Annotated in this window: 10 protein-coding genes and 1 tRNA gene; 4 read left to right on the top strand and 7 right to left on the bottom strand. The window is 43.8% G+C overall.

Annotated elements, in window-relative coordinates; translation table 11 throughout:
* Positions 1 to 252: 252 nt before the first annotated feature.
* From E1919_RS21780 to E1919_RS21770, 3 genes are all read right to left on the bottom strand, one after another.
* Complete coding sequence (locus E1919_RS21780; RefSeq protein ID WP_162055529.1) at positions 253 to 600, bottom strand: hypothetical protein; 348 nt, start codon at positions 598 to 600, stop codon at positions 253 to 255.
* Between the two features lie 92 nt (positions 601 to 692).
* Complete coding sequence (locus E1919_RS21775; RefSeq protein ID WP_162055528.1) at positions 693 to 1166, bottom strand: copper resistance protein NlpE; 474 nt, start codon at positions 1164 to 1166, stop codon at positions 693 to 695.
* Between the two features lie 89 nt (positions 1167 to 1255).
* Positions 1256 to 1555, bottom strand: coding sequence for a hypothetical protein (locus E1919_RS21770; RefSeq protein WP_162055527.1), 300 nt, complete (start codon positions 1553 to 1555; stop codon positions 1256 to 1258).
* A gap of 674 nt (positions 1556 to 2229) precedes the next feature.
* Between E1919_RS21770 and E1919_RS21765 the strand changes: the two genes are divergently transcribed.
* A complete protein-coding gene (locus E1919_RS21765) occupies positions 2230 to 2832 on the top strand; it encodes a CAP domain-containing protein (protein ID WP_162055526.1) in 603 nt (200 codons plus the stop codon).
* A 17-nt stretch (positions 2833 to 2849) separates the two neighbouring features.
* Entirely contained in the window at positions 2850 to 3041 is a 192-nt protein-coding gene (locus E1919_RS21760; RefSeq protein ID WP_162055525.1) for a hypothetical protein, read from the top strand.
* A 113-nt stretch (positions 3042 to 3154) separates the two neighbouring features.
* Here the strand turns inward: E1919_RS21760 and E1919_RS21755 are convergent, their stop codons facing one another.
* Entirely contained in the window at positions 3155 to 4360 is a 1206-nt protein-coding gene (locus E1919_RS21755) for a tyrosine-type recombinase/integrase (protein ID WP_262888747.1), read from the bottom strand.
* A gap of 409 nt (positions 4361 to 4769) precedes the next feature.
* Between E1919_RS21755 and E1919_RS21750 the strand changes: the two genes are divergently transcribed.
* Positions 4770 to 4841 (top strand) — tRNA-Arg (locus tag E1919_RS21750).
* A gap of 172 nt (positions 4842 to 5013) precedes the next feature.
* Here E1919_RS21750 and E1919_RS21745 read toward each other — a convergent pair.
* The 3 genes from E1919_RS21745 to E1919_RS21735 form a co-directional block, all read right to left on the bottom strand.
* Positions 5014 to 5493 (bottom strand): hypothetical protein, encoded by a 480-nt coding sequence (locus E1919_RS21745; RefSeq protein WP_162055523.1) that lies wholly within the window; start codon positions 5491 to 5493, stop codon positions 5014 to 5016.
* A 111-nt stretch (positions 5494 to 5604) separates the two neighbouring features.
* Positions 5605 to 7545: a T9SS type A sorting domain-containing protein gene (locus E1919_RS21740; protein WP_162055522.1), complete on the bottom strand. Its 1941-nt coding sequence runs from the start codon at positions 7543 to 7545 to the stop codon at positions 5605 to 5607.
* A gap of 224 nt (positions 7546 to 7769) precedes the next feature.
* Positions 7770 to 7943, bottom strand: coding sequence for a phosphatase PAP2 family protein (locus tag E1919_RS21735; RefSeq protein WP_394351804.1), 174 nt, complete (start codon positions 7941 to 7943; stop codon positions 7770 to 7772).
* A 250-nt stretch (positions 7944 to 8193) separates the two neighbouring features.
* Here E1919_RS21735 and E1919_RS21730 point away from each other — a divergent pair, with 250 nt between their 5' ends.
* Positions 8194 to 10011, top strand: coding sequence for a glycoside hydrolase family 15 protein (locus E1919_RS21730; protein ID WP_162055520.1), 1818 nt, complete (start codon positions 8194 to 8196; stop codon positions 10009 to 10011).
* Positions 10012 to 10028 lie beyond the last annotated feature (17 nt).

Raw genomic sequence — 10028 nt, 5'->3', positions numbered from 1 at the left:
GAAACACCATCAGGGGATAGGGAGACAGATTCCGGTGGAGGTATACAAACAGCAGGCGGCCTGATTGGGAGAGGACTTAGGGAAAAATCAACTTAAAAACAGTGCTTGGTGGTCCTACAAACAGGGAATACTATATACACAGATAAGCCTTCTTCATTTTCTTTAATTACATTATGTGCCAACATTACTCGTGCAGCCGAAGCCCGAAGCATAGCGAGGGTTAAGGCTGAACTTTGTTGTAGGAAGGATTTCTTATTTTTCTTTATAAATAAATCTATGACCTTCTTTATCAATCAGCTTTCCTTTCCTTATTCTGAACTCTTTATTCTCTATGCTAAAGTAATTTCCAGAACTTAAAGCAACTGTTACACTATCCATCTGAGTAAGAGACTTCGAATTAAGTATAAGCTTTTCATCTGCAATTTTCCAATTCCCAAAGGTATAGTCCCATCTCCCTTTTCTGAATATGAATGTGCTATCTGCACTTATCAGTAATTCATGGTTTCCATTTTTGACTTTAGCTCGATACCAACCAGTTTCAAATCCCTTTTGGCTGGATTGAAAAATTAAAAACGAAAGGATGAGTATTACAAGATTCATTTTATGATTACAACTTACCTACAACGTTTATACAGGCTGCGAACGAGGCGCAGCCGCGTATGGAGCCTGTGCCGTGTTGGGGTAAGCTTTTCTTATTTTAGCCTATTCTCGTGGATTTCGAGAAATTTAATTCCTGTATTATTTACCTCCACCAAGTTCTCTTCTTCTATGATGAACGAAGTTTGGCTGATGTCTTTAAGCAACTTTGAATTATCAGTCGTAGTAATGACCAGCGTATCTACATTCAAATTATACACTCCTGTGGATGTCACTCTTCGGTTGTTGCCTAACTCGAAAGTACTGTCTGCATACAATCTCAACAAAATCCCACCTAATGATGCTTCTCTTGCTGCAATCAGGACTACTTCTTTCTTAGGGAGAGCGTCAGGATATTGGTTAGCTGCAACAGTCACCAAAGTAAAAAAAAGCACAACCGATGCTATAAAGGTTAAGGCAGCATTTCTGAGTTTCACCTTTTCTTTTTTCCTCAAATAGCTAAAAAGATAAACTACAGTTAGTGAACCACCAACTATAGCTACCAGCATTGCTATTATCGAAGTCTCCATAATTTAAGTTTGCCCCAACGGCTGGTACATAAGGTGATTGAGGCGAAGCCGAGAGTAACTTATGTACCAGCCGTTGGCGGAAGCTATTCTTAATCGCCATAGAACTTCACATAAGTATGCGGCTCGTCCATACATGCAGATGTTAACTCAAGTATCTCTTCTATCTGTTTTCTTACATCTGCTGATTCGTCCTTCCACAGTTCATTAAGGTCAGAAACCAACTCCTTGCACATAATGGAGTTGAATGTAGTATCGTCATAAGGGTCAATATACCTTAGAGTCTTGAACTTTTCAGATTCAAGATGAGCAAATGAAGTAGGTGTAAACTCTTTGGAGAGCTTCTTTATTTCATTTCCCCTATAGTCTTCCAAAATTACTGTCCAACCCATTTACAAATCCTTTTTATTTAATTCTTTCTGTACTTAAAGTTACCGCCAACTACTGGATATGCGTAAACATACGCTTATCTGCACTATGCACGGAAGTGGTCTTGTCCACTCTTTCTTCAGATTTCAGTGCTTTAACAGCTATTCCAGGTTCTATTTCCATTATATATTCTTTATTCAATATAGCAAACTTTCTTGAATTCGCATCCTCTTTCGCTTATTATTAAGCATAGCACACAAAACATTTACTGTTGAACTGTCGCCTTTTCAGCAGAGTATCTCTTTTACCTCCTGCTCGTACACATGCACCTCTGTTCCAGGAGCGAAATCAGCCACATAAGCACATAAACAACCATAAATTCAGAGCCATCTCAGTCCAATACCACCAGTACGGGCTAACCGTAGATATCCGCTTATATCTGAATAACTACGGCTGCAGATTATTCAGAGCAACATCTGTAGCACCTACATTGGGAATCAGTAATGTCATAAGACGTTGGTTTAAGTTTCTTACCTATATAAAATGAGTGCAAAAGAGCAGCAAAAAATCAAGTGGAGTGGAATTATAACTCAGCACCCAAGAATTTTATATATTAAAAATTATTAATATATTTATAAAACTATACAGCAAAAGGCTTCTCCAACTATTCTATCAACATCAACCTTCTAATCTAAGAATGCAGCAATACCTCTACATCATCATCCTGTTGATACTGCCGTACCTTCACCAGCAATCCGCAACTGAAATCATGAAATGGTCAGCGGAAGAGGTAGCAGCCGCCAACACTGGAAAAGATGCAATCTATCTCAATGATGTGGAGAAGGAAACACTTCTATACCTGAACCTGGCACGGCTCTACCCAAAAAAGTACGTAAGATTGGAGGTGCCCAAGGATATTTTTATGGTAAGGAATGAAAAGGCTAAGTGGTTTTCCTACAGAAACTCACTTGTAAAAGAGCTGAACAGCATACAGCCATTAGAACCGTATTATCCAAATGAATACATGACACTGAACGCCAAATGCTTTGCCAAGGAGTCAGCCGAGTTGGGCATTGTAGGACATCAAAGGGTGAAATGCGAGAAGGAAAATTACGCTGAGTGCTGTGCCTACGGCAAGAAAACAGGAAGGGAGATAGCATTACAGTTGTTGATCGATTACGATGTGCCTTCCCTGGGTCATAGGAATGACTGCCTTGCGCATGTGTATTCTAAGGTTGGTCTGGGCTATGAGGAAGCCCATCCAAGATATGGTTCAACGCTGGTAATGGTGCTGGATTAAATTCAGAGGAAGAACATATGGGTAACATCATAAAAGCTATATGCCAGTGCGGACTGGAAGCAGACGAAACCGACCAGGGCATCGGTTTACACAAGCGGCTAATGGTGGAGCATTACAATTACGCCACCTTGCATGACAGCTTCGTTTGTGCTTCGCTTGATGTGCCAATATTTAGTTTTATCTCTTGGTCTGCCAGTGCCAATCGTTGAGGAAAGGAAGAACCTGTCTTACTACACTAATATTGATGGCTGAAGACCTGCTGTGTTCTGGCACCTTTTTTTGCTTCTACTTCCACGCTTCTATACAACATCAATTGCGCAACTTAAAGCTTCACCTCATATTTATCTGATATAGCACGATTGCCTTGATCTATTTTCTTGTTATGAAAACGGCTTATGTAAGACTGTGTCGTCTTAACATCGCTGTGCCCTAATGATTTTGATATCATGTAAATGTCAGCACCCTCTGTATTTAATAGTTGCGATGTATATGAATGCCTTGCCAAATGACTTTTCAAGTCAGTGGAAAGTCCTGCGAGCTTCTGGATTTTCTTTAAACCTCTATCTATAACGATATTATTGTTCCTTATTGTTTTGTATTGCTTCTCTGTCATTTTCGAGAAGTCATTATCTTCTCCTATGTTTTTAAAATCTGAATCAGCTAAAAACTGGAAGATAAATCTACGTTTATAATTTTCATCAACTGAGAAAAATCTGGCAAACGCATTTACATAAAAGTTGTTTGTGTTGAATCTAAGATGTTCGATCTCCGTTTTCAGTTTTAGTGTCTGCGTGTCATTTTCATCTAACGGGACTAAACCATCCAAATAAAGGTGATAGCCATTGTCCACTCTATAAATTTCCTCAATACGCTTCTTAAATTTATACAGGGTGGCTACTAATTGCTCTTCAAATCCAAAAAGCTGAGCAAATAGGGGATCTCCATCATTGATATGGTATTTTCGTACCACCACTTTAAGTATTTCTATCAGGTTCTTATTCATGTGAACCAACATCGGTGATGCAGTTTTGCGCATGTTATACACTATATACTCTGTTTTGAGCATATTAAATCGTAGCTGCTGCACATCACTTATTCGCATTCCTTGTGCGAAAAACTGGAATAGAAAAGTCAGTTTATATTTATACAGAAAGTGGTCTGATGATATTGGAGTGCTTATAATCTTTTCGATATCTTCCTGTGTTAGCGAATCAGGCACCACCTCTTCCTTTTTGTATGTTACAGATGCGAAAGGATGCCTGAAAAAGACATACACATCCTCTTTGATAGCAGCACTGATAAATGAGTTGATGATCTTTAAGTAGCTGTTGATTGTGTTGTTAGACATTCCGCTGTCATGCATATACTTTCTGATGTCAGCGACCACATCTGAGTTCAGCTCAGCAAATAACAAATCATCTTTCCCTCTTTTAAGAAGGTATTTTCGAAGCTTGTTCATCACGGTTTCATACTTGATTCGGGTGCCGTGACTGATAATTCTCTTTATATACCTGTTGCTAAACTCTATGAAGGAGGCAGAGTTGCTCCTTACCGCCTTTACGCTATTATTGGAGATACCTAAAAGTTCTAACTTCTCAACTATCTCATTATTTATTTTATCTGAATCAACTTCCTCTGACTTGCGTACCCTACACGTGTTATTATTCCAAAGCTTTTCAGGAATTATGTAGCCTAAATTTATATAAGTGCTTTTTTTGTAAGGGTATCTGTGATCCTTATTTTTACTGTGCCTCTTTTTTCTGTAGATTTGCGTTTGAATAGAACAGGTTTAACAGATTTCATGCGCTAATATGTATCGAGTCGATTACAGGCGTAAATATACAAATGTTAAAACTTGTTAAAACTTTTTTGCTTTTTTCACTGAAATAAAGCATCATATAATACACCTAACAGGTTGATTGCCAGCCTGAAAGGCTGGCCTTGTAGTTCAACGGATAGAATAGAAGTTTCCTAAACTTTAGATCCCAGTTCGATTCTGGGCAAGGCCACACAAAAGCCCCCATACATAGCGTATAGGGGCTTTTTTAATTAATTTGGACATATATCGGAAGGTAGCGGACAATTATCTACGTTCCCAAACACACTGAAAGTATGACTATAAAAAAAACAGGTGAAGCCTTATAATAGCTTCACCTGTTTAAGAAGATTCTTTGGTGATGCTTAATCACGCACCATGATAGGGAATGAAACTTGCTGGGTTTGCCCATTCTGCCTCAGTTCCACATGAACTGTCCCAGCTGAACCAGACGTTGCAGTCGTGGTCTCCACCTGAATTTCCTGTCCGTTCTTGCTGAAGGTCACGCTAGCGTTTGTCACGTGGAAAGACGCATCGTATTCTGTTGTCACGTTACTCACCGGAGTTTGATTTGCATCCTCTAGAATTAGCGTACCGGTGTAACTAGTGTTAGCGTCTAAGGTGATGGTGTTAGGCGACGTCTTGCCACTCAGGCCGTTCAGGTCGCTGAACTCCACGCTCACATCCTGCCTGCCCTTCTGGGCGGAGGTCAGCGCTATGCTGATGCCGGTCACCTTGGCCTGCTCTGCGGGAGAAGCCTTGTCATCCTTTTTGCAGGCGGCGTTCAGGAGTGTCATGCTGCACACTAGGCAAAGGGACAGGAACTGCTGTAATCTGTTTTTCATGCTTCAAGTTTTTTGATGTTCATATGTCGAGGCAGGGGAAGTTGTTCAGTACATGCACCGCACCTTAACGGCCTTGGCACACATTCCAGCATTTGACATTCCCCAACCTGCTTATTTTATAATAACAATTCTTCTAGTGTATATCTTTCCTTTAGAGGAAACCACGGCAATGTATACTCCCGGTGTAAGAGCCTCCGTATTGAGTTCGACCTGCTTAAAAAGCCCCTGCTTATTTAGTAAAATGCTGCCGGTGCCGTTCACCAGCTTGACAGATTCCATCATTCTGTCGAAGCTGATCACCAGAAAGCGGTTAGCCGGGTTAGGGTACATCTTCAGCATCATGTTCTCCTTCTCGGCTATGCCCGTTACTGCCTCCTGCACATCGTTGATGGCAATGGTGAAGGCTTTTTCATAAATGCCGTTGGCCTTCCCGTCATTGGTCGCTACCCGGATACTGTAAGTGTTGCCGGCCTCAAAATCTGGAGATTCCTTAATCACTAATGTGTTGCCGTTAATGATGAACCTGCTGTTATCAGCGTCCCCATCGCCAGCCACTAAGGTGTAAGAATGTGTATCGGAAGCATCGGCATCTGTTGTGGTAAAAGTGCCAACTACTGAATTAGCGGCAACATTCTCTTCAACTGTAGTGCTTGAAAGGGTGATGTCAGTCGGTCTCGCATTGAATCTGATGGTGAGCTTCACTGCCCAGTAGTCCGAACCTCCCTTTGAGGGTTCCGTTTTATTGCCGCTGACTCCTGACTCAGAGGTTCCTGCTAAGAGATAGCTGCCGTCTGGCATCGCGACCAATGAAGCTAAGTCATCATTATTATTTCCTCCGATAGTTGCGTCCCAGACCTTGCCGCCGTCCGAATCGAGATGCATAAGCCAATAATCAAAGCCACCCTTAGGTGCTGCTGTCTTGTCCCCGCCAGACTCTGAATCAGAAGGACCTCCTAGCAGATAGCCGCCGTCAGGTGTCATGGCCAAGGAATACACATTGTCATTGCCGCTTCCTCCGAGTGTTTTGTCCCAGGCTTTGGTGCCATCGGAGTTAAGTTTCACAACCCAACAGTCCAAGCCGCCTCTCATGGTTTCGGTCTTATCGCCGCCTATTCCTGATTGGGAGCTCCCGCCAAGTAAGTAGCCCCCGTCAGATGTTACTACAACGGATAACAAATAATCATTAATAGTTCCTCCAAGGGTTTTGTCCCAAGCCTTGCTGCCGTCGGCGTTGAGTTTCACAACCCAATAGTCCATATGGCCCTGAGAAGCTTCTGTTTTGTCACCTCCCGCTCCTGAAGAAGACCATCCGCCCAATATGTAACCTCCGTCAGGAGTATTGGCCAATGAAACTATCTCATCATGTTCACTTCCCCCAAATGTCTTGTCCCAGGCCTTGGTGCCATCGGCGTTGAGTTTCACAAGCCAGAAGTCTTGACGCCCTCTGGATGCCTCTGTCTTGTCGCCATCTGCCCATGAATCAGAACTTCCCCCTAAAAGATAGCCCCCATCTGAAGTCACAGTTACGGCCATTAATTTCTCAGCAAGACTTCCTCCAAGAGTCTTGTCCCAAGCCTTGGTGCCGTCAGAATTGAGCTTTACCACCCAAAAATCATAGATTCCCTTACGAGCTTCTGACTTATCTCCTCCAGCCTCTGAAATTGAGTGGCCTCCCAGAAGATAACCCCCGTCTGGGGCCAAGACTATAGATCTTAAATCATCATGTCCACCACCTCCAATTGTCTTGTCCCAGGCTTTGGTGCCATCGGCATGTAACTTCACTACCCAATAGTCAGTGGCTCCTTTAGAGTCTTCAGTTTTGTCACCACCGATACCAGCACCTGAAGTGCCACCTAATAAGTATCCACCATCAGGTGTTGGTATAGCGATATCCAACTGCTCACTACCACTACTCCCGAGCGTCTTGTCCCACACTTTAGTTATAGGTGCCTGCGCCCGTAAGGGCAGAGTAATTATGTAGAACAGCAATGTTAACAGGAGGAAATGTTTTAATTGCATTACTCCCATTCGATTTGTGAGATGTTTGATCATACCCATGGCTTAAGTTTGCTTAATTATTCGTTTGCTATTATGTCGTAGTCATTCCTGCATTCGTCCAGTTTAATCTGCTGCGGCAGGTATTTAAGAAATCAAATAGCTGCTCCGGCAACCTTTCGTTCAGATAAAAATCTCAAGCATGAGATTGCACCGGAGAGCTCAATGGATTTGATGTGAATATAGGGGCAATAAACATATAGCAATATGGTTATATGCTATTATATTTTGATATCCGGATTGTCGTTTCTTAGCTTCTGGTCTGCCAGGTCATACAAGTACTTCACGCCTTTCGCGCTGAGGTAACCCACCGCGGAACCTTTCATTACATCGGTAGCCCAATGCACATTGTCATTTACCCTGGACATGCCTTTAAGGGTGGCCAGCCCAAACACACCTGGTAGAATTCCTCATTTCCCTGATATAACCTTTCTGCATCTTCTATGTGCATGTCAGCGTAGTTTTGGTTAATAGCTGCTGTGACAGCATCCGGTAAGTTTTCAGCATTTGCAATCAGTCCGGGCAGAAGCTAAATAACAGAAGCTTGAGCTATGTACTTTTTCTTCTGATTCGCTTGATAACATACAACTTTATACTGGCTGTAAAGTATACATTAGTATAGTACTATATTCCACACGCACCTACATGGCATACCAACCAATAGAGAACTATGGGGTTATCGGAGACCTGAACACGGTGGCATTGGTGGGCCTGAACGGCTCCATCGACTTTATGTGTTTCCCGGACTTCGACTCTCCCTCTATCTTTGCCTCCTTGCTGGACGAACACAAAGGAGGAAGTTTCTCTATACAACCCACGGAAAATGGTGTAAAAAACCGGCAGCTTTACCTACCAGACACCAACGTGCTGCTCACCAGGTTTCTGTCAGATAGAGGAATTGGTGAAGTAACTGACTTTATGCCTGTGGAGGAACTGTACCAGGGCAAAGAACTGATAAGGCGAGTGACGTGTGTGCATGGGGACCTGGATTTCAGAATGCACTGTGGCCCGCGCTTCAACTACGCCCGCTCTCCGCATGTTACAGAGCAGCTGAACCCGAACGAAGTCATATTCCTGAGCGAAGGCCCGGATAGTACCTTAATCAGGCTCAAGAGCACCGTGCCTTTACACATGGAGGAGGGAGATGCTGTGGCAACCTTCTGCCTAAAGACAGGAGAAAAGGCTGACTTTATACTTGAATTTATTGACCACAGCACCCCGCCAGGCATCGACCTGGAGGAGTTTGTGACACAAAGCCTGTACGACACCATTAATTATTGGAAAGACTGGGTAGCACAGTCCAGTTACAAAGGCCGTTGGCTGGAAGTAGTAAACCGTTCTGCCCTGGTTTTAAAGCTCCTAACCTCGCACAGGTACGGCTCCATTGTAGCGGCTCCTACCTTTGGCTTACCGGAGGAGATAAGCGGCGTGCGCAACTGGGACTACCGCTATACCTGGATCAGGGATGCCTCCTTCACCGTTTATGCGCTGCTCAGGCTGGGCCACACAAAAGAAGCCAAAGCCTTTGTGGATTGGGTGGACAGGCAGTGCGACGATGTGGGAAGTGCCGGTTACCTCAGGCTCATGTACTCCCTTGATGGCAAGAAGGACCTGCAGGAAATAGAGTTAAACCACCTAGAAGGCTACCTGGGATCCAGGCCTGTCCGCATCGGGAACGGAGCGTATGACCAGATACAACTTGATATTTATGGAGAACTCCTGGACTCGGTTTACCTGTATGATAAATATGTAGATCGTATTTCTTTTGCTCTTTGGAATGACTTGAGGCAGCAGGTGGAGTGGGTTTGCGATAACTGGCACCGCGAAGATGAAGGCATATGGGAGGTGCGAGGTGGTAAAAAGCATTTCCTGTACTCCCGCATGATGTGCTGGGTAGCCATCGACAGGGCAATGAAAATAGCTGCCAACCACTCCTATCCTCTCCCACCCCGGTGGCAGGAAGAGCGGGACAAGATCTTCTTCTCTATACACAATGAGTTTTGGGATGAGCGGCTACAGTCTTTTGTGCAGTACAAAGGAGCTGACACCGTGGATGCCTCTATCCTGCTGATGCCCATTATCAGGTTTATCGGGCCCAAAGATCCGCGCTGGCTTTCTACGCTAAAGCGCATAGAAGACGAGCTGGTATCTGACGCGCTCGTGTTCCGCTATCGCATTGATGAGGCTTTTGATGGCTTATCCGGAGGGGAAGGGACTTTTTCGATGTGTACGTTCTGGTACGTGGAGTGCCTGGCAAAATCTGGCCAGGTCGACAAAGCGCGGCTGTACTTTGAGAAAATGCTGGGTTATGCTAACCACCTGGGGCTGTACGCGGAGCAGTTGGGCCTGAAAGGGGAGCACTTAGGGAATTTCCCACAGGCTTTTACTCACCTGGGCCTTATAAGTGCCGCACTGAGTATAAACGACATGCTGAACGAGGAGCCAAATAAACGCAACTTTTAATAGCGCAGCACCTCCTT

The sequence above is a fragment of the Pontibacter pamirensis genome (genome assembly GCF_010015475.1).
Taxonomy (GTDB): Bacteria; Bacteroidota; Bacteroidia; order Cytophagales; family Hymenobacteraceae; genus Pontibacter; species Pontibacter pamirensis.
The sequence above is the reverse complement of the archived record's forward strand: the minus strand, read 5'-3'. Positions and strand labels throughout refer to the sequence as shown.